The sequence below is a fragment of the Kitasatospora sp. NPDC088861 genome (genome assembly GCF_044750105.1).
In the GTDB taxonomy this organism is placed as follows: domain Bacteria; phylum Actinomycetota; class Actinomycetes; order Streptomycetales; family Streptomycetaceae; genus Kitasatospora.
In genome coordinates this window covers 396,910-414,917 of the sequence record NZ_JBIVJF010000004.1, presented here as the reverse complement: position 1 = coordinate 414,917, position 18,008 = coordinate 396,910, and the positions used below count along the sequence as shown (strand labels likewise).

Sequence of the window (18,008 nt, the reverse complement as noted above, 5' to 3'; positions counted from 1 at the left end):
ACGTGGAAGGGAAGGCGAGCTATGGGTATCCGCGACGACGCGGCCGAGGTCCGGGCCCGTGGCTGGCGAACTCTCGCCGCGCTGCACGGGCTGATCGACGCGGCGCTGGAGAAGGCGCTGCAGGCGGAGCACCGGCTCTCGGTGGTCGAGTACACGGTGCTGGACGCCCTGTCGCGGCAGGACGGGTGGCACATGCGGATGCAGCAGCTGGCCCGCGCCGCGGCGCTGAGCAGCAGCGCGACGACCCGCCTGGTGACCAGGCTGGAGGACCGTGGGCTGCTCAGCCGCTACCTCTGCGCCGACGACCGGCGCGGGATCTACACCGAGCTGACGCCGGAGGGCCGCACCCTGCTGACGTCCGCCCGCCCGGTGCACGACGCCACCCTGGAGGCGACGCTGGCGCAGGCCGCCGAGGTGCCGGAGCTGGCACCGCTGGTCCACGCGCTCTCCGGACTCGACGACCCGGCCGGGCTCACCGGCCGCACTCCGGCCAACGCCTGAACCCTGGCCAACGCCTGAACCCCGGCCCTGACCTGACCCCCGACCCCGACCTGGCCCCCGACCCCGACCTGGCCCCCGACCCCGACCCCGACATCAAGGTCGGCGCCGGCCCCGGCAAGCCGGCAAGCCCGTACGGACCGGACGCTCAACGCCGCCCGGCGGACAGGGCGTTGCGGTGCACCTGGTCGAGCAAGGCGAGCAGCAGCTCCTTGCTGGACGCCCGTTCCCGCACGTCGCAGAGCACGATCGGGACCTCGGGGTCGAGGTCGAGGGCGCGCCGGACGTCCTCGGGGCTGGCGTCGCGGCGGCCGTGGAAGCAGTTGACGCCGATCGCGAACGGGATGCCGCGCTGCTCGAAGAAGTCCACGGCGGCGAAGCTGGATTCGAGCCGCCGGGTGTCGGCGAGGACGATCGCCCCGAGGGCGCCGAGCGCGAGGTCGTCCCACATGAACCAGAACCGGAACTGGCCGGGTGTGCCGAACAGGTAGAGCACCAGGTCCTCGCGGACGGTGATCCGGCCGAAGTCCATCGCCACGGTGGTGGTGGACTTGCCCTGGACGCCGTCGAGGCTGTCGACCCCGATGCTGGCGCGGGTCATCCGCTCCTCGGTCTGCAGCGGTTCGATCTCGCTGACCGAGCCGACCATGGTGGTCTTGCCGACGCCGAAGCCGCCGGCGACGAGGATCTTGACCGCGCCCGGCACCAGGCTCTGGGTCGTCAATTCGGTTCTCCTGGAGTGGGACTGAGAGGTGCGGGGCGGTCGGGTCCGCAGGGTCAGAGCCGGCGGACGCCCTCGATCACGGCCTGGATCAGCGAGATGTCCGGCGCCTCGGCGAGCTGGACCGGGGCGCGGGTGAGGATCAGCCGGGCCTCGGCGAGGTCGTCGAGCAGCACCTTGACGACGCTGACCGGCAGGTCGAGGGTGGCCGCGATCTCGGCCACGGCCAGCGGGCGTTCGCGGCACAGGTCGAGGATCGCGGCCGGTTCGGGCGTGAGCCGGCTGGTGTCGGTGCGCGGGTCGGAGGTGACCACCAGGGTGATCAGCGCGAATCCGTCACGGACCGGGCCGGTGCGCCCGTTGGTGATCGCGTAGGGGCGGACCAGATGGCCTGCGTCCTTGTCGTAGAACCAGGCCTCGTCGGCGTCGGCGGTCACGCACCGCCGCCCGCGCCGGCCTGGCCTGCGTCGCTGCGCGGCGCCGCGGTGAGGTACTGGCCGACCTGCTTGACCAGCATGTTGATCTCGTAGGCCATCAGCCCGGCGTCCACCTGCTCGCTGGTGAGGACGGCGAGCCGGGCGCCCTGCCCGGCGGTGGTGACGAACAGGAACAGCTGGTCCATCTCGACCACGGTCTGCCGGACCCGGCCGCCGTTGAAGCGGTGGCCGGCGCCGCGGGCGAGGCTCTGCAGGCCGGAGGCGACGGCGGAGAGGTGTTCGGCGTCGGCCCGGTCGAGACCCTGGGACATGCCGACCAGCAGGCCGTCCTCGGAGAGGACGATGGCGTGCCGGGTCTCGGGTACCCGCGCCACCAGCTGGTCCAGCAGCCAGTTGAGGTCGCGCTGGGTGTCGGTGTGCTGCGTCATCACTGCTGTTCCTTGGCTTCCTGAACGGCGGAGGCTTCCCGGGCGGCGGAAGGTGCGGCCGGGAAGTGGGGCGCGGCGGGCGCCTGGGGGGCGGTGGGGCTGGTCGGCGCGTCGGGGTCGGCCGCGCGGGCGGTCCGGGTGCCGCGCTGGATGGCGGCCATGGTGGTGCGGGATCGCTGTGGCGACGGGTCGTCGGCCCTGGCGGCCCCGGTTTCTCCGGTGGCCCCGGCGGCTCCGTGCCAGGGCCCGGCCTGGGTCGGCGGGCCGACCACGGGGGGCGGCACGGCGCCGGGAGCGTGGGCCTCGCGGAGCTGTTCGGCGAGGCTGGCGTTGCGGACCCGCTGCGGCAGGACCCGCGGGGTGCGCAGTTCGCCGTCCGGTCCGTGGTTCAACTGCTCCTCCTGGGCGCGTTCGTGCGCGGGCGCAGGGGGCTCGGCGGTGGCACCGTAGAAGGGCCCGGCCGTGGTCCCGGCCGTGGTTCCGGCCGGCACGTCCGCAGCACGGCCGTCGGCCGACGGCTCACCGGGCGAACTGTCGGACGGGGCCTCGTACGGGCGCGGGAGAACGGGCCGGGGGACGACCACGGCCCCGGGCAGTCCGGGTATCTCGGCACCGACCGGCAGACCGCCGTTGGCCGGGCCGGGGGCGGCTCCCCCGGCCGGGCCGCCCTCCAGGGGGTACTGGGCGAGCAGTTCGCCGATGATCACACCGCTGCCACCCGCACCGGGCACACCACCCACACCGGGCACACCGGGAACGCCAGGCGCGCCGGGAACACCAGGAGCTCCGGGAACGCCAGGCGCCACCAGGCCGCCGGCGACACCACCAGCCCCGGGCTCGCCGGGCCCGCCGGGCGCACCCGGCTCGGCCCCGGGCGCCGGAGCGCCCGGTCCGGTGCCGATCAGCCCGCCGAGCACTCCGGCGAGCGCGCCGGTCAGCCCCCCGTCCGGACCGCCGGGGTCGTTGCCGCCCGCCGCCCGCAGGGGCTCGGGGACGGGGGTCCGGGTGACCCGCGCGCCGGACGGCAGCCCGGCCATGGCGGCCGGCTGTTCGGCCCGCTCCAGCAGCACCGACGGCACCAGCACCACGGCCCGGGTGCCGCCGTAGGGCGAGGGCCGCAGGGTGACCTGGATGTCGTGCCGGGCGGCCAGCCGTGCGACGACGAACAGGCCGAGGCGCAGGTCGTCGCCGAGGGCGGAGACGTCCAGCTCGGGCGGGTTGGCCAGGTAGTCGTTGAGCCGCTCGTACTCGTCCTCGCCCATGCCGAGGCCGCGGTCCTCGACCTCGACCACCAGGCCCTTGGGGACTTCCTGCGCGGAGACCTGCACCTGGGTGTACGGCGGGGAGAAGGTGGTGCCGTTCTCGATGAGTTCGGCGATCAGGTGGATGACGTCTGCGACGGCCTGTCCGCTGAGTGAGGCGCGCGGCACGCCCTGGACGACGACGCGGGCGTAGTTCTCGGTCTCGGAGACGGCACTGCGCAGCACGTTGACCATGGGCACGGCGTTGCGCCAGCGCCGGGCGGGCAGGGCGCCGCCGAGGATGACGAGGTTCTCGGCGTTGCGCCGCATCCGGGTGGCGAGGTGGTCGACCGCGAACAGTTCGCGCAGCAGCTCGGGTTCCTCGTGCTCGCGCTCCAGGGCGTCGAGCATGCTGATCTGCCGGTGGATCAGGATCTGGGTGCGGCGGGCGATGTTGAGGAAGACCTTCTTCGTCCCCTCGCGGCCCTGGGCCTGGTGGATGATGGCGGCGACGGCTGCCTGGCGGACGGCGGCGAGGCCGTCGGAGGTCTGCTGGACCTCGTCGCCGGTCCGGCGGGACGGCGACCAGGCGGGCGGTGTGGGCACGGGCTCCCCGGCGCGCAGCCGCCCGACGACCTCGGGGATCTCGTCCTGGGCGAGCGCGAGGGTGTCGGCGCGCAGTGCGCCGAGGCGGGCGGACAGGGTTCGCGCGGTCCGGATGCCGTGGACCAGGCTGATCAGCAGGACCAGGGCGACGACGGCGCTTCCGGCGATCACGGTGGTGCGGTGTTCGGCGCCGCGCAGCAGGTAGGCGGCGTAGCCCCAGGCGGCGGCGAGGCCCAGGCTGGGGACCAGGACGAGGGCGAGGAGCGAGCTGCGGAGCGAGCCGGACCGGCCGGCGCGGTGGGCCGTGCGGGGGGCCGATATGCCTGGCATCTGATTCCTTGTTGCAGGGCCGAGTCGCTGGGCCGAACGGCGGGTCGGCCTGAACGAGGTCCGGCCGGGGCTTCAGGGCGCCACGGCCGGGGTGGCCGGACGGGGTGACGCGGTGTCATCGCCCGGGCGGGGGTGCAGCACGGCCGCCGACGGCAGGAACGGTATCAGTCCCAAGTGCCCTCATCGCAACATCAACTGACGATATGTGGGCGGGTGATGGCGATGGCGGAGGTGCCCGGAAGGAGTGTCCGCCGGCGGAACGTCGCAGCTCACGTCGGCCGCGGGCGGCGCGTGGGCGGTGCGCGGACGGCTCTCCGGGGGCCGGGAGAACCTCCCGGAGAGTCGTCAGGAACAGGTCAATTCACCGCCGCGCCGAACGTTCGCCCTCGTCCGACAGTCCGGTCCGCCGGTCCGCCGGTGCGCAGGTCGGTCGGTGTACAGGTCCGTCGGTGCGCAGCGCCGGTTCAGCCCGCCAGCGGTATCGGTACCACCTGCCCGCCGCCGATGGCCTGAAGCTCCACTGCGGCCTCCCGCTGGGACAGTTCGGTCCACGCCCAGCTCGCCAGGTCGGACAGCTCCGCCGACCACTGCTTGCCGTAGGTGCCGCAGGCGACCTGGCCGAGCCGCAGCCGCTGGACGTCCGAGGTCCCGGCCGGCGGGTAGACGTGGGTGGCGTCGCGCAGGTAGCGCTCGATGCTGAACTCGGTTTGCAGGCCCCGGGCGGCGTGGATCTCCATGGCGTTGCGCGCGGAGTCCAGCGCGTACTCGGTGTTGATGAGTTTGGCGTTCATCAGCTCGGCATCGCAGGCCTTGCCGTGGTCGAGCAGGTGCGAGGCGTGGTAGGCGGCCAGCTTGGCGGTCATCAGCCTGGACTGCATCTCGCCGAGCTTCAGCGCGATGTTGGGCAGGCGGTTGATCGGCTTGCCGTAGAGCACCCGCTCCTCGGCGAAGCGCGCGGTGTCCTCGACGATCGCGGTGTGGATCCCGAGCGCGACGGCGGCGAGGTTGAGCCGGCCGTAGAGGGTGGAGGAGGAGTAGGCGACGTCCAGGCCCTGGCCCTCCAGGCCCAGCCGGTTGCCGACGGGGATGCGGCAGTCCTCGAAGACGATCTCGCCGAAGCTGAAGCCGTGCAGGCCGCTCTGCGAGCCGAGTTCGCCGACGCGGAAGCCGGGGCGCTCGCTCTCGACCAGGAACGCGGACAGGCCCCTGCTGCCCTCGCCGGTGCGGAGGACCACGCCGTGCACGTCGCCGATGTGGGAGTTGCCGACGAACCACTTGCGGCCGTTGAGCACGTACTGGTCGCCCTCGCGGCGGGCGGTGCCGGACATGCCGAGCACGTGGCCGCCGCACTCCGGCTCCGTGACGGCGATGGTCGGCAGCGACTCGCCTGAGGCGAACCTCGGCAGCCACTTGCGCCGCTGGACGTCCGAGCCGAAGTGGATGACCTTGGCGACACCGAGCTGTGAGGCCTGCGCCACCGCGCCCATGGCGCCGCTGACCCGGGCGAGTTCCTCCACGATGACGGTCTTGGCGAGGTGCCCCAGCCCCAGTCCGCCGAATTCGCGCGGAATGGTCACCCCGATCCAGCCCCGCCGGGCGATCTCCCGCGACAGTTCGAACTCGACGGTCCGTTCGGCCTCCATTCGGGCCACGTGCGGGCGTACCTCCTTCTCCGCGAACTCCCGGACCTCCGCTCGGAGACTCTCGTGGCGCTCGTCGGTGAAGTAGTCCATCGCCATGCTGGGGTCCTCTCGTGTCAGTGGATGTGCCGTGCCTCCGTCCGTGCTGTCGAAGTCGCTCCAGCCGCTCCCCGGGGATGAGTGGGGGTTCGAGGTGGTGGCGGCCGACTGCCCCGTCGCAATCGGTGCATGCGGAACTCGGGGCGGCTTCCCGGGGATTGGGAATGCCGCCCGTGTCTTCGGCAGGGCTCATTGTCGTATGGGCCTCCTGTGCTGACCCAGAGTCGATCTTGAATTGGCGGAAATCGGCCCGTCCTTACGCTGAGGAGTTTTGCCATGGCTCTGAGTGGGAAGTGATCTTGACCCGCCGCGGCAACCTGCTGAGCGGCCGCTCACATGCGGCTTTGACTGTCCATCAGCAACGGTGATGAGCCGGACCGGGAGCACCGAACCGCCCGGATGTCTGATTACATGTGCGCCATGACTGATGTGATGAGCACTCAAGGCCAGTTCCCGGGTGCCGCCGGGGAGTCCGAGCGGACCCGCAGGCTGCGCAGCCTTGGTCTCAACGAACCGTCCGCGGACGAGGCCTTCGACCGCTTCGCCCACCTGGCCGCCAGCATCACCCGCGCTCCCATCGCGATGGTCAACTTCATCAACGACGAGCGCCAGATGTTCCGGGGGCTCTACATTCCGCCAAACTCGAACGACGTCGCGGTCGACGACGGCGCTTCCTGGGCCGATCGGGGCATCGCCTTCGACCTCCCCACCCGTCAGATGCCGCTGAGTCACGGTTTCTGCCCGCACGTCGTCGCCCAGCGCTCCCCCCTCGCGCTCGACGACATCCTCGCCTACCCCCGGTTCTCCGGGAACCCGGTCGTCGACGAACTGGGCGTGCGCGCCTACCTCGGCGCCCCGCTCGTCGACGACACCAACACCGTCATCGGCACCGTCTGCGTCCTCGACCGGGAACCCCGGCAGTGGGGGCGCGAGCGGCTGCGCGACATCCAGCACCTCGCCGAGGCGCTGCTCTCCGAGATCCGGCTGCGCGACAACCTGCTCGCCCAGCAGCAGGAGATGTTCGCCGCCTTCGACGGCTCCCCGTTCCCCATCATGCTGACCGACGGTCCCGGTCAGGAGATCCGCTACGCCAACGCCCAGCACGCCGACACCTTCGGCGCCCCGGTGGCGTACGGCGCGATCGGCCTGGCCTACCCGCAGCTCGGCGCCGCCGGCCTCCAGCAGGCCATCGTCGAGGCCTACCACACCGGGCGCAGCACCGTCCTCAACGACGTCCGGATCCAGTCAGGCCGCCCCGACGCCCAGCGCGGCCAGCAGGTCTTCAGCTTCACCTGCACCCCGCTGCGGGCCGCGCGCACCGGCCAGGTCAACGGTGTCCTCACCGTCGGCATGGACGTCACCGCGCAGTCCCGCACGGAGGAGGAACTCGGCACGCTGGCCGCCCTGCTGGTCGACCGGCTCCAACAGAACGGCGCCACCCCCGTCGGCCGCCCGGGCATCGCCGGGGAGTCCGGACTCGTCCTGCCGAACTGAGCCGCCGACCCGCCGACCCGCCGTCCGCGTGCGGCGTCGCCGTCCCCCTCCGCACCATCGCTCGCCGATCCGCACCACCGCGCACCACCCGCCACCGTGGCGGGGCGCCTCTCACCCCCGAGGAGAGGCTCCCCGCCACGGTGCCGTCCGGGTGCGGGCCCGAGCGGGTGAACCGTCCCCGCCCGCACCCCGGCCGCGTCCCGCCCGGCGGCCGCCGATGGTAGGCATGGGCCGCATGGACTGGTTCGCCGCCCCCGACCACTGGCTGAGCCGACTGCTCGTCCAACGCCTGCTCGCCGGCCTCTACCTGATCGGATTCCTCGCCGCCGCCGCACAGTTCCGCGCCCTCATCGGCAGCGACGGCATGCTGCCGGTGCCCCGCTTCACCGCCCGGGTCCCGTTCCGCCACGCGCCCGGACTGTTCCACCTCCACTACAGCGACCGCTTCTTCGCCGCCGTCGCCTGGAGCGGCGCCGCGCTCGCCGCCGCCGTGACCGCCGGACTCGGTGACGCCGTCCCGCTCTGGGCGTCCGTCCTGCTGTGGGCGGTGCTCTGGGGGCTCTACCTCTCGATCGTCAACGTCGGACAGACCTGGTACTCCTTCGGCTGGGAGTCGCTGCTGCTCGAAGCCGGCTTCCTCGCCGCCTTCCTCGGCAACGCCGACACCGCGCCGCCCACCCTGGTGCTCTGGCTGATGCGCTGGCTGGTCTTCCGGGTCGAGTTCGGCGCCGGACTGATCAAACTGCGCGGTGACCGCTGCTGGCGCGACCTCACCTGCCTGCGCTACCACCACGAGACCCAGCCCATGCCCGGGCCGCTCAGCTGGTTCTTCCACCACCTGCCCGACCCGCTGCACCGCGTCGAGGTCGCCGCCAACCACTTCGTCCAACTCGTCGTCCCCGTCGGACTCCTCCTCCCGCAGCCGGTCGCGAGCTACGCCGCCTGCGCCGTCGTCGCCACCCAGCTGTGGCTGATCGCCTCGGGCAACTTCGCCTGGCTCAACTGGCTCACGATCACGCTCGCCCTCGCCGCCGTCGACCCGGCCCGCATCGGACTGCCCGTCCACGCCCGCGTCCACCCCGCCACGCCCGTCTGGTTCGAGGCGCTGGTGATCGCCCTGACCGCGGCCGTCGCCGTCCTGAGCTACTGGCCGGTCCGCAACCTCGTCTCCCGCCGCCAGGCCATGAACCGCTCCTTCAACCGGCTGCACCTCGTCAACACCTACGGCGCCTTCGGCAGCATCAGCCGCGTCCGCCAGGAGGTCGTCGTCGAAGGCACCGACGAACCGACCCTCACCCCGCACACCGTCTGGCACGAGTACGGCTTCAAGGGCAAACCCGGCGACGTGCGCCGTCTCCCGCGCCAGTACGCCCCCTACCACCTGCGGCTCGACTGGCTGATGTGGTTCGCCGGCATCTCACCCGCCTACGCCCGCCCCTGGTTCCTGCCCTTCGTCGCGCGCCTGCTCGCCGGCGATCCCGCCACCCTCCGCCTGCTGCGCCACAACCCCTTTCCCGGCACCCCGCCGACCCACGTCCGGGCGACCCTCTACCTCTACCGGTTCACCAGTTGGCGCGAACTGCGGGAAACCGGCGCATGGTGGCACCGCACCGCGCTCCACGAGTACCTCGCGCCGGTCGACCTCACCTCCCTCGGCCACGCCGGGTACCGCCCACCCCTCGGCCGACGGCTCCGCGCCGTCCCGCTGGACCGGCTGCGGCGGCCCGGGGCCCGCCCGGGGGCCCCGCCCGCCCGGCCCGACGGCCGTGGGCCCCAGTACCCGTCCGGCCCAACGTCCCACCACCCGTGCGGCCCTCCCGGGTAGCGGCCAGGCGGGGGGTATGGCACACGACACCGGCCCGTCGGGCGGTGGGTGCGTGCAAGGCTCGAACGGGCACCCGTATTCTGGGCGTCCACAACCGGCGGCCCGCCCGCGCGCCCCCCAGCCCCGCCCCCGGGGCACCCCGCGCAACCGGTCCGCCGCCCCCTCGCCGCCAGCCCCGCCGTCGTCGCCCAGAACCGGACCTCACATGACAGTGCTTCACTCGCGCAACGCCGACGCAGCCGACCCGGCGGACGTCGCCGACGCCGCAGACGTCAAGGACCCCCAGGACGCCAAGGCCACCACGGCGGAGACCGACCTCCGCGAGGACCTCGGCCGCTACGCCGAACTCGGGGCCTTCACCCTCACCGCCGACACCCACGCCTGGTACGCGGCCGTCGACACCGTCGCCACCCCCGAGGACGCCCGGGCCGGCTCCACCGCCCTCGCCGAACTGCGCGGCCGCGACCTCCGCCAGACCTGGGACGCCGTCACCGTCCTCGCCGCCGACGCCAAGCTCGACGAACCCGACACCGTCGCCAAGGCCGCACTCCTCGTCGAGATGCTCCAGCGCGTCCACCGCACATCCGCCACCCTCACCACCGCCGCCTACGACGCCGACCTCGGCGCCCTCGCCGCCGCCACCGCGGACGGCACCTGGCGCCGCGAGAACGGCGTCAAGCTCTCCTGGCTGCGCGCCCGCTCCCTGCGCAAGCAGGCCACGGCCCTCGCCGCCGACCGCCGCATCCGCCGCGAGGACCTGCACGAGGCACTCGCCTCCGCCGAGGTCGAGCGCCGCGCCTGGGCCGCCCTCGCCCCCGCCGGCACCCTGCCGGTCGTCCCCGCCGACGGCGCCCTGGTCGAGCGGACCGCCCAGGCCTTCGAGGCGATCAACACCGGACTGCGCGGCCTCGCCCGGCTGCTCCCCGACCACGACCTCGACGGGCTGGCCTTCGCCGAGCTCGTCGACCTCGTCGAGCGGCTCGCCGCGGACGAGGGCACGCTCTACCGCCTGCCCACCATCCGCGGGCTGCGCACCACCCTGGAGGAAGCCGGCCTCGGCGACCTGCTCACCGAACTCGCCGCCGCCCGGGCCGACCGCCGCGCCGCCGAAGCCGCGTTCGCCGCCCGCCAGGCCCTGGCCGGCGGCCAGCGCGATGGGCTCGCGGGGGAGGGCAGCACCGTCGAGGTTCCGGCTTCGGTTCCGGGTCCGGGTCCGGTTTCGGTCGAGGAGACGGTGACCGACGCGGACACGGAAGCGGAAGCGGAAGCGGAAGCAGACTCGGGCGAGGCTGAGGCCGTGGTCGAGACGGCCGAGGCAGCCGAGGAGGAGGTGACGGAGGAAGCCCCGTCCGCTGTCGTGGTCTCCCTCCCGGCACCGTCCCCGGCCGCCGACGACCTGGTGGTCGCCGCGACCGCCGCCCTGGCGGAGGCCGCGGAAACCACGGAGGCCGAGGCCGCCGTCGAGGTTTCCGCTGTCGAGGCCGTGGCCGACGCCAAGGCCGAGGTCGAGCTTGCGGAGGAAGCTCCGCTCCTGGAGGACGCGCCCGTCGTCGAGCCGGAGACGATCGAGCCGGCTGCGGAGCCTGAGACGGTTGCCGAGGTCGACGCGGTCGAGGTTCCCGTGGCCGAGGTTGAGCCGGTCGCTGAGCCTGCCGTTGTCGTGGAGCCGGTGGTCGAGGTCGAGGCCGTCGAGGAGGCGCCCGCCGTCGCCGTTGCGGAGCTGGTGGTCGAGGTCGAGGAAGCTGCGGAGCCTGAGACGGTTGCCGAGGTCGACGCGGTCGAGGTTCCCGTGGCCGAGGTTGAGCTGATCGCTGAGCCCGCCGCTGTCGTGGAGCCGGTGGCCGAGGTCGAGCCGGTTGCTGAGCCTGCCGCTGTTGCGGAGCCGGTGGTCGAGGCTGAGGCCGTCGAGGAGGCGCCCGCCGCTGTCGTCGTGGAGTCGGTTGAAGCGACCGAGGCCATTGAGGACGTGCAGCCGGTGGCTGAGGCCGAGGCCGTCGAGGAGGCGCCTGCTGTCGCCGTCGCGGAGCCGGTGGCCGAGGTCGAGCCGGTTGCTGAGCCCGCCGCCGTTGCTGAGCCCGCCGCCGTTGCGGAGCCGGTGGCCGAGGTCGTCGAGCCCGCGCCCGCCGTCGAGCCCGCGCCCGCCGTCGAGTCCGCGCCCGCCGTCGAGTCCGCGCCCGTCGCGGCCGGCCGGCCCGAGAAGCCGGACTTCACGCCCGGCCGGCCCGTGACCGCCTACTCGGCCGACGAGCTGCTCGCCGTCGTCCGGTGGGTGGACGGTGACGGTGTGAAGCGTACGGAGGAGGAACTGCTGCGGGCGGCGATGAAGGAGCTGGGCTTCGCCCGCCTCGGGCCGCGGATCAAGGAGGCGCTGGGCGCCGCCGTCACTACCGCGCGGGGCTGACGTACCAGCGGGGAACAACGGCGAAGGGCCCGGGACGCGAGACCGCGTTCCGGGCCCTTCCGCCGTCCCGCGCGGGTTCGGGGGTTTGTCAGCCGGTCTTGGTCCACGGCTGGCCGGTCATCAACGCCTTGACGTTGGCCACGTATCCCGGGTTGGGGATGACCAGGCTGCCGACGACCTGGCCGGTGGCCGGGTCGGTGACGGTGTTGTAGTGCACGTTGCCCGCCCCGGCGTTGTACGCGGAGATGACGAGGTCGAGCAGCGGCGTCTTGCCGGTGGCCGGGTCGGGGGAGAGGTCGTACTTGCCGTCGAAGGAGGAGTCGCCGTAGTAGGCGACCAGCCAGTCGAGCAGCTGGGTGCCGAGCTGGACGTTCCCGGGGAGGGTCTTCGCATCGGAGGTGGTGCCGAACTTGCTGTTCATCCAGCTGATCGTGTTCGGCATGATCTGCATGGTGCCGATCCCGCCGTCGCAGGCGAGGATGCCGGACTGCCAGCCGCTCTCCTGCCAGGCGATCGCCTTGACCAGGTTGACGGGCAGCGGCGGGAGCTTGTCGGTGCCGCCGCTGCTGAGGTTGAGCGTGCGGGCCTGGCCGGCGGCGGTGGCGAGGGCCGCGCCGACGGCCTCCTTGGGCTCGTCGGGCTGGGGCTTGCTGGGCTGGCAGCTGCTCTGCAGCGGCGGGACGTGCGGGGTCGGCGGAGCGGGCGGCGGCGGGGGAGCGACCGGGCCGGGCTTGGCGACGGGCACGGGGGCCACGACGGCGGGCTTGGCGACCGGGGGCGGTGTGGTGGGAGCGGCGGGCGGGCTGCTCGGGGCGCCGGGCTTGGTGGCGGTCGGGGCCGGGGTGGTCGGGGCGGGCTTGCTGGACTTGCTCGCGGACGGGTTCGGGCTGTGGGAGGCACTGGCCGTCGGGGAGGCGGTCGGCGTCGGGGTGGCGGTCGCGGACGGGCTCGCGCTCGGCGTCTCGGTCGGCGTCCCGGTGGCGGCGACCGCCGTGGTGTCCGGCGCGCTGTTCTGGTGGTTGTCGGCGTGCTTGGTGCCGCAGCCGGCCAGGACGGCCGTCGAGACTGCTGCGGCCGACACCATGACCAGTGCTCTCCGGGATGCGCTGACTGCCACTGTGGTTCCCCCCACTCGTCACCGGCGGTCCCGGTGAGTGGCGGTCATCCTACGATGTGCTGTTCGAGCCTCGTACGAACGGGTGGTCCAACGCGTGCGCGAGGACCGTCGGCGCCGTCACCAGGGACGGTCCGTACCAGGTCAGGTGGCGTCCGCTGACCAGCGCCGACGGGACGCCGGGGAACGCCTCGGGGCCGTCCTGTGCCGTGAAGCGGTACGGCTCGTCCGGGAGGACCACCAACTCAGGGCGGCAGGCGAGCAGTTCGGGCAGCGGGATGGCGGGGTAGCGCTCGGCGTGCCCGGCGTGGACGAGCCGGAGGCCGAGGCGGCGCAGCAGGTCCCCGGCGAAGGTGTCGCGGCCCAGGACCATCCACGGGCGGCGCCAGACCGGAACGATCGCCCGCGGGCCGTCCGGCGGACGCCGGACCGGGGACCACGCTGCCTCGGCCCGGTCCAGCCAGTCCGGGCGCGGGAGCGCACAGGCGGCGGTGAGCAGCCGGTCGAGCGAGCGGAACGCGTCGTCCAGGGTGCGGATGTCGGTGACCCAGACCGGCAGGCCGGCCGCCCGCAGCGCGTCCAGGTCGGGGCGCCGGTTCTCCTCGTCGTTGGCGAGGACGAGGTCCGGGGCGAGGGCGAGGATGCCCGGTACGTCCGGGTTCTTGGTGCCGCCGATCCTGGTGGCCGCCAGGTCGGCCGGATGGCTGCACCAGTCGGTGGCGCCGACCAGCAGCCCGGGTGCGGTGGCGGCGACCGCCTCGGTCAGCGACGGCACCAACGACACCACCCGGCGCGGCGGGCGCGGGCCGAACCGGACGGGCAGGTCGAGATCGTCCCGCAGGACGGTGGGATCGGCCATCCGGTCACCCTACGCCGGGGGTTCGCGGATGGGCGGCGGTCGGGCGGCGAACGGGCAGCGGCCGGCGGGTGAACGGGAGCCGGGCGGTGCGGAAATCCCCGGGAACCCCCCGGACGGTCCGGCCGACTACCTGGTCCGGGTTCGCAGGACGGGCCCCGAGCACGATCACCGACCAGGAGAATTGTCATGCGCCCTCGCGTTGTCTGCGGAATCGCGGCCGCCGTCGCCCTGTTCGCCACGGCCTGCGGAAGCGGCGCCGGAAGCGGCGCCGGAAACGGCGTCGGAAACGGCGGCGGGGGAGGCGGAGAGCGCGGCGCGGCCGGCGCCGCCCAGACCGCCCCGGCCGGCGGCTACCCCGTCAAGGTGGCCGACTGCGCGGACCGCGAGTCCACCATCGCCAAGGCCCCCGCCAAGATCGTCACCAGCAATGCCGCCGCCCTGGAGATACTGCTCCAACTCGGCGCGGGCGACCGGGTGATCGGCACCGGCTTCCCGCCCGGCAAGGGCACTCTCCCGCCGGCCCTGGCCGAACAGGGCGCCAAGGTGCCGGTGCTCGGCGACAAGACCATCCCCAAGGAGAAGCTGCTCGGCTCCGGCGCCGACCTGTACGTCGACACCTTCGGCGCGATGCCGATGATGGGCGGTGGCGCCACCGGGCCCAGCGAGGAGGAGTTCGCGGCGGCCGGCATCCAGCACGTCTACCTCCTCTCGACCGCCTGCGCCGGCACCCCCAAGGCCGCCAAGGCGCCGCGCACCGACCTGTCCGGCGTCGAGAACGACATCCGCCGCCTCGGCGCGGTCACCGGCACGGCCGCCCGTGCGGAGGAACTCGTCACCGGGATGGAGAAGCAGATCGGCGAGGTGCGCACCGCCCTCGCCGGCGTCGCGGAGGCGCAGCGGCCCGGCTACTTCGTCTTCGACTTCGACGCCGGCACCAAGCAGCCGGTGGCGGTCTGCGGTCGGCAGGTCGCCAACGCGGTGATCACCCAGGCCGGCGCCCGCAACGTGTTCGCCGACTGCGACGCCGACTTCAAGCCCGGCTCCTGGGAGGACGTCGTCGCCAAGAACCCGGACTGGATCCAGCTCGCCGTCCGCAACCGGGGCAGTGAGGAGGCCACCCGCAAGGCCTTCGACGACGCCGAGGCGTTCCTGCGTGGCTTTCCCGCGACCCAGGGCCTGAAGGCCGTCCAGGAGGGCCACTTCGTGCGGCTCGGCTCCGAGGTCACCACCATCGCGGGCGTGCGAAACGCCGATGCCGTCCGGCAGATCGCCGCCACCGTCCACCCCGACCTCGTCAAGAACGGGCAGTAGCCGGTGACGTCGGCCGTCTCCGCCGAACGGCGCGACGAGCCCCGCCCGGCCCGCACCCTGCGGGCCGGGCCGCTGGCCGTCGCGCTGATCGCCGCCTTGGTACTCGCGCTGACCGCCGCCGTGTCGTTCGGCGCAGTGGACATCCCGCCCGGCGAGGTCTGGTCGGTGGTCGCCCACCACCTCACCGGGCGGGCCCCCGAACCCGGCACCCGCGACCTCATCGTCTGGCAGCTGCGCGTCCCGCGCGCCCTGCTGGCGGCGATGGTCGGGGCCGGGCTCGGCCTGGTCGGCACGGCCGTGCAGGCCCTGGTCCGCAACCCGCTCGCCGACCCCTACCTGCTCGGCATCTCCTCCGGCGCCTCCCTCGGGGCGGTCGCCGCGATCGTCCTCGGCACCTCGCTCGGTCTCGACCTCGCCTTCGGCAGCGCGCTCGGCCTCACCGTCTCCCTGGCGGCCTTCGCCGGCGCGCTCGCCGCGTTCTCCCTGGTCTGGCTGGCGGCCCGGCGCGGCGGCGGCTTCTCCCCGCTGCGCCTGGTCCTCGCGGGCATCGCCATCGCCCAGTTCCTCGGCGGCATCACCAGCTACCTCGTCCTGCAGACCCGCGACGAGCAGCAGACCCGTGGCGTGCTGTTCTGGCTGATGGGCAGTCTCGGCGGCGCCGTCTGGGCCCAACTCGCCGTCCCCGCCGTCGCGGTGGCGCTCGGATTGGCCCTGCTCCAGGCCCGTGCCCGCGGGCTCAACGCGATGCTCATGGGCGACGAGACGGCCGCCGGGCTCGGCGTGGACGTCACCCGGCTGCGCCGGGAGGTCTTCGTCGTCACCAGCGTGCTGACCGGCGTGCTGGTCGCGGTCTCCGGCGCGATCGGCTTCGTCGGACTGATGGTGCCGCACGTCTGCCGTCTGCTCGTCGGCGGCGACCACCGGCGCCTGCTGCCGCTGTCCGCGCTCACCGGCGCGCTGCTGCTGGTCGTGGTCGACACCGTGGCCCGCACCGCGCTGGACGGCCAGGAACTGCCGATCGGCGTGGTCACCGCCGTCCTCGGCGCCCCCACCCTGCTCTACCTGCTGGACCGACGACTGGAGCGCACGTGAGGATCGCCGTCGAGGACCTGAGCGTCACCCTGTCCGGGCGGGCGGTGGTGGCCGGCGTCCACCTGGTCGCCGAGGAGGGGGAGATCGCCGGCCTGGTCGGGCCCAACGGCAGCGGAAAGTCCAGCCTGCTGCGCACCGTCTACCGGCACCTGCGGCCGAGCGCCGGGCGGGTGCTGCTGGCCGGGCGCGACCTGGCCGGGCTGCGCCCCGCGCAGTCCGCCCGGCACATCGCTGCGTTGCCGCAGGAGCGGGGCGGGGACTTCGAGTTGAGCGTCCGCGAAGTGGTCGCGATGGGCCGCACCCCCTACAAGCGGTCGTTCGCCGCCGACGACGCCGAGGACCACCGGATCACCGCCGACGCGCTGGCACGCGTCGGCATGGCGGATGCCGCCGACCGCCGCTTCGCCCAACTGTCCGGGGGCGAACGGCAACGGGTGCTGCTGGCCCGCGCGCTCGCCCAGCAGCCTGACGTCCTGGTGCTGGACGAGCCGACCAACCATCTGGACGTCCGCCACCAGGTCGAACTCCTCGCCCTGCTGCGGGACCAGCGCCGCACCACCCTGGTCGCGCTGCACGACCTCAACGCCGCCGCCTCCGTCTGCGACCGGCTGCACGTCCTGCACCGCGGCGCCCTGGTGGCCTCCGGGGCGCCGCGCGAGGTGCTGACCGCGGAGCTGCTGGCCGAGGTTTTCGGCGTTCGGGCCGCGGTGGTCGAACACCCGCTCACCGGCGACCCGTTGATCGCCTTCGACCACCGCACGCCGGCCGTCCCGACCGCCCCGGCCCCGGCCCCGGTGGAGGGTGCCGGGGCCGGGGCGGACGCTGGTGGGGCGGGGGTCGAGGGGGTGCAGGCTGCCGAGGTGGGGCCCGCGCGTCAGAACGCCTCGTAGTGGCTCGGCCGGCCGCCGAGTTCGACCAGCCGGCCGCGCTGCGCGGCGTCCTCGCTGCGCAGCAACTCCCAGTCCCCGTCGGCACGGTGGAGTACCGATGAGTGCCAGGGCGTCATCCAGGCGTCGGCGGCCTCCAGCAGCCGGATGCCGAACTTCGGTGCGCCCGCCGGTTGCGGGTGGATGGAGAGCCGGACCGACCGGGGGTGCTGCTCGGCGATCAACTCGCCCCAGGCGCGGCTGCGCTGGATCACCCCGTACGCGCGGCGGCGGCAGTCGCGTTGCAGGGCGGAGCGGGTGCCGGTGAAGCCGACGGTGTCGTCGGTCAGGAAGCGGGTGATGCCGCGGTAGAGCCGCAGGGTCTCCTCGTCCGTCAGCACCAGCTCGCGCAACTCCTCGACGCTCGGCGCGTACTGGGCGTGCACCCGGGCGCGTTTGTCGTCGTACGGCAGGTCGCCGAGGACGTCCCGCAGGTCGAAGGTGGCGAGGTGGGAGAGGTCCTCGCGTGCGATCATCGCCGTCAACTCGTCGGAGTACTCGTCGATGTGGTCGTCGGGGACGTGGACGAGGTCGCCGAAGATGTGGCCGTCCGAGCAGATCAGGATCCGCGCGCCGGGCTCGTAGTACCCGCCGATCTCCGCGCAGAGCCCGTCGAGGAAGGTGAGCGACAGCCGCTCGCCCTCGTCGGGCAGGTGGCTGAGCACCTTCGCGGGATTCGGCGACTTGCAGGGGAAGCCGGGCAGGGTGAACAGGATCGGGTCGCCGGCGGTGATGAAGTCCGTCAACTGGGCTATCTGGAACGGGAAATGCTCGGGCTTGGCGTCCAGCCCCGGGTCGGAGGCGCGGCGGTGCGGCAGCAGCAGGCCGAGGATCCGGGCGGCGAGCCGCGCGGCGGACTGCGGGTCGGACTGCGGGTCGGCGCCGCCCCCGGTGTTCGCGGGCTCGGGCGCGGGTGTGGGCCCGGGTGCGGTGCGGTGGTGGCGGGTGGAAACGGTGCCGGCGGGCGGCATGGTGGTCCTCCGTGG

General features: G+C 73.7%; 15 protein-coding genes. 7 read left to right on the top strand and 8 right to left on the bottom strand.

The genetic code is table 11. The annotated features are described in order from the left end of the window. Nucleotides 1–21 precede the first annotated feature (21 nt). Complete coding sequence (locus ACIP37_RS11055; protein ID WP_363579560.1) at nucleotides 22–501, top strand: MarR family transcriptional regulator; 480 nt, start codon at nucleotides 22–24, stop codon at nucleotides 499–501. Between the two features lie 145 nt (nucleotides 502–646). Here ACIP37_RS11055 and ACIP37_RS11050 read toward each other — a convergent pair whose 3' ends face one another. From ACIP37_RS11050 to ACIP37_RS11030, 5 genes are all read right to left on the bottom strand, one after another. Next, nucleotides 647–1,222, bottom strand: a complete 576-nt coding sequence (locus ACIP37_RS11050) for an ATP/GTP-binding protein (protein WP_363579559.1) — start codon at nucleotides 1,220–1,222, stop codon at nucleotides 647–649. Between the two features lie 53 nt (nucleotides 1,223–1,275). Next, complete coding sequence (locus ACIP37_RS11045) at nucleotides 1,276–1,656, bottom strand: DUF742 domain-containing protein (protein ID WP_363579557.1); 381 nt, start codon at nucleotides 1,654–1,656, stop codon at nucleotides 1,276–1,278. Then, nucleotides 1,653–2,084, bottom strand: coding sequence for a roadblock/LC7 domain-containing protein (locus ACIP37_RS11040; RefSeq protein ID WP_360205186.1), 432 nt, complete (start codon nucleotides 2,082–2,084; stop codon nucleotides 1,653–1,655). Before ACIP37_RS11040 ends, ACIP37_RS11045 begins: the two co-directional genes overlap by 4 nt. Next, complete coding sequence (locus tag ACIP37_RS11035) at nucleotides 2,084–4,261, bottom strand: sensor histidine kinase (RefSeq protein WP_400843640.1); 2,178 nt, start codon at nucleotides 4,259–4,261, stop codon at nucleotides 2,084–2,086. The genes ACIP37_RS11040 and ACIP37_RS11035 overlap by 1 nt, the downstream gene beginning before the upstream one ends. Before the next feature lie 464 nt (nucleotides 4,262–4,725). Then, nucleotides 4,726–6,000: an acyl-CoA dehydrogenase family protein gene (locus tag ACIP37_RS11030; protein ID WP_400804726.1), complete on the bottom strand. Its 1,275-nt coding sequence runs from the start codon at nucleotides 5,998–6,000 to the stop codon at nucleotides 4,726–4,728. Nucleotides 6,001–6,420: 420 nt separating this feature from the next. On the opposite strand from ACIP37_RS11030, the gene ACIP37_RS11025 reads away from it, so the two are divergent. From ACIP37_RS11025 to ACIP37_RS11015, 3 genes are all read left to right on the top strand, one after another. Further along, nucleotides 6,421–7,494: a GAF domain-containing protein gene (locus tag ACIP37_RS11025; protein ID WP_363579553.1), complete on the top strand. Its 1,074-nt coding sequence runs from the start codon at nucleotides 6,421–6,423 to the stop codon at nucleotides 7,492–7,494. Between the two features lie 235 nt (nucleotides 7,495–7,729). Continuing rightward, nucleotides 7,730–9,319, top strand: a complete 1,590-nt coding sequence (locus ACIP37_RS11020) for a lipase maturation factor family protein (protein ID WP_400805270.1) — start codon at nucleotides 7,730–7,732, stop codon at nucleotides 9,317–9,319. Between the two features lie 205 nt (nucleotides 9,320–9,524). Then, nucleotides 9,525–11,720: a hypothetical protein gene (locus tag ACIP37_RS11015; protein WP_400804730.1), complete on the top strand. Its 2,196-nt coding sequence runs from the start codon at nucleotides 9,525–9,527 to the stop codon at nucleotides 11,718–11,720. A gap of 88 nt (nucleotides 11,721–11,808) precedes the next feature. Here the strand turns inward: ACIP37_RS11015 and ACIP37_RS11010 are convergent, their stop codons facing one another. Together ACIP37_RS11010 and ACIP37_RS11005 are read right to left on the bottom strand one after the other, a co-directional pair. Next, nucleotides 11,809–12,837: a transglycosylase SLT domain-containing protein gene (locus ACIP37_RS11010; protein ID WP_363579549.1), complete on the bottom strand. Its 1,029-nt coding sequence runs from the start codon at nucleotides 12,835–12,837 to the stop codon at nucleotides 11,809–11,811. Between the two features lie 49 nt (nucleotides 12,838–12,886). Beyond that, on the bottom strand, nucleotides 12,887–13,693 hold the full coding sequence (locus ACIP37_RS11005; RefSeq protein ID WP_400804734.1) for a helical backbone metal receptor: 807 nt from the start codon (nucleotides 13,691–13,693) through the stop codon (nucleotides 12,887–12,889). 186 nt (nucleotides 13,694–13,879) lie between these two features. Here ACIP37_RS11005 and ACIP37_RS11000 point away from each other — a divergent pair, with 186 nt between their 5' ends. Genes ACIP37_RS11000 through ACIP37_RS10990 form a run of 3 tightly spaced genes read left to right on the top strand, consistent with a single transcriptional unit; the run spans nucleotide 13,880 to nucleotide 16,986 of the window. After that, nucleotides 13,880–15,004, top strand: coding sequence for an ABC transporter substrate-binding protein (locus ACIP37_RS11000; protein WP_400804737.1), 1,125 nt, complete (start codon nucleotides 13,880–13,882; stop codon nucleotides 15,002–15,004). A gap of 3 nt (nucleotides 15,005–15,007) precedes the next feature. Beyond that, the gene (locus tag ACIP37_RS10995; RefSeq protein WP_363579543.1) at nucleotides 15,008–16,096 is read left to right on the top strand and encodes an iron ABC transporter permease; all 1,089 of its coding nucleotides are present in this window, start codon (nucleotides 15,008–15,010) and stop codon (nucleotides 16,094–16,096) included. Next, nucleotides 16,093–16,986 (top strand): ABC transporter ATP-binding protein, encoded by an 894-nt coding sequence (locus ACIP37_RS10990; RefSeq protein WP_363579542.1) that lies wholly within the window; start codon nucleotides 16,093–16,095, stop codon nucleotides 16,984–16,986. Before ACIP37_RS10995 ends, ACIP37_RS10990 begins: the two co-directional genes overlap by 4 nt. Here ACIP37_RS10990 and ACIP37_RS10985 read toward each other — a convergent pair. Next, nucleotides 16,971–17,993: an L-tyrosine/L-tryptophan isonitrile synthase family protein gene (locus ACIP37_RS10985; protein WP_400843637.1), complete on the bottom strand. Its 1,023-nt coding sequence runs from the start codon at nucleotides 17,991–17,993 to the stop codon at nucleotides 16,971–16,973. The genes ACIP37_RS10990 and ACIP37_RS10985 overlap by 16 nt on opposite strands. Nucleotides 17,994–18,008: the final 15 nt, after the last annotated feature.

Bases quoted from the DNA above. Each gene is read 5' to 3' on its own strand.
- ACIP37_RS11030 (WP_400804726.1), bottom strand. From the start codon at position 6,000: ATGGCGATGGACTACTTCACCGACGAGCGCCACGAGAGTCTCCGAGCG.
- ACIP37_RS10985 (WP_400843637.1), bottom strand. From the start codon at position 17,993: ATGCCGCCCGCCGGCACCGTTTCCACCCGCCACCACCGCACCGCACCC.
- ACIP37_RS11020 (WP_400805270.1), top strand. From the start codon at position 7,730: ATGGACTGGTTCGCCGCCCCCGACCACTGGCTGAGCCGACTGCTCGTC.
- ACIP37_RS11015 (WP_400804730.1), top strand. From the start codon at position 9,525: ATGACAGTGCTTCACTCGCGCAACGCCGACGCAGCCGACCCGGCGGAC.
- ACIP37_RS11005 (WP_400804734.1), bottom strand. From the start codon at position 13,693: ATGGCCGATCCCACCGTCCTGCGGGACGATCTCGACCTGCCCGTCCGG.
- ACIP37_RS11025 (WP_363579553.1), top strand. From the start codon at position 6,421: ATGACTGATGTGATGAGCACTCAAGGCCAGTTCCCGGGTGCCGCCGGG.
- ACIP37_RS11040 (WP_360205186.1), bottom strand. From the start codon at position 2,084: ATGACGCAGCACACCGACACCCAGCGCGACCTCAACTGGCTGCTGGAC.
- ACIP37_RS11000 (WP_400804737.1), top strand. From the start codon at position 13,880: ATGCGCCCTCGCGTTGTCTGCGGAATCGCGGCCGCCGTCGCCCTGTTC.
- ACIP37_RS11055 (WP_363579560.1), top strand. From the start codon at position 22: ATGGGTATCCGCGACGACGCGGCCGAGGTCCGGGCCCGTGGCTGGCGA.
- ACIP37_RS11035 (WP_400843640.1), bottom strand. From the start codon at position 4,261: ATGCCAGGCATATCGGCCCCCCGCACGGCCCACCGCGCCGGCCGGTCC.